Origin of the sequence: Bradyrhizobium sp. 142, assembly GCF_023074015.1 — a bacterium.
Taxonomy (GTDB): domain Bacteria; phylum Pseudomonadota; class Alphaproteobacteria; order Rhizobiales; family Xanthobacteraceae; genus Bradyrhizobium.
The window spans coordinates 1-641 of record NZ_JADPKQ010000101.1 but is presented as its reverse complement, the minus strand read 5'-3'; the positions used below and the strand labels follow the sequence as shown (position 1 = coordinate 641).

The window sequence follows — 641 nt, the reverse complement described above, 5'->3', positions numbered from 1 at the left end:
CGCCTCGCGACGGCAGCCCTTGCGTTTCACTAACCCTTCACCTCCATCAGGTTGGGTGGAAGACTTTCACTTCCGAGCTATTGAGCATGCCCGGCACACAACGAAGCCGCTGGCGCGGCATGTAGGGAGGCGTAGCAAGGATTGCCTCCTGTCTGAGAGGATTGCGGGTTTTCGAAGCCAAACCCTCAGACAGGAGGTTTTCCGATGGCTGAGATCAGCCCCACTTCGCCGCCGCGTGATCGAGGACATGACGGCGAAGCGTTTCGGCAAGCCCGTGCCGGGCATTTGGGCCGCGTAGAGCGGTGCGTCATGGGCGCGATCACGGCTTGCCGGACGGCTGTGCTCGGCGGCCACCTCGAGCAGTGCGATGACTGCGGCACCACACGCATTGCCTACAACTCCTGCCTTATGGGCAAAGCCGGTAATGGGGAGCTGGCAATCGCGATCACCGTATTTTCCTGTGTATTGCCGCTCTCGAGCTCTCCATTACAAGTCGCCCGTGCGGCCCGTTGGGTCGGCCACTGATGGCCGGTCACATACGGAGACGGACATGTTGGAGACGTACTTCTCGGCAGCGAAGATGCTGGGGCATCTGCGCAGCGGGCCGAGCGGGCCTTACCTTGACGGGTTTGCAGCGGCGC

Annotated in this window: 1 pseudogene; it reads left to right on the top strand. The window is 62.1% G+C overall.

Going from position 1 to position 641, the window contains the following annotated elements:
- Positions 1-204: 204 nt before the first annotated feature.
- Positions 205-405 (top strand): annotated as a pseudogene (locus IVA82_RS10210) (transposase zinc-binding domain-containing protein); the annotation flags it as partial.
- Positions 406-641 lie beyond the last annotated feature (236 nt).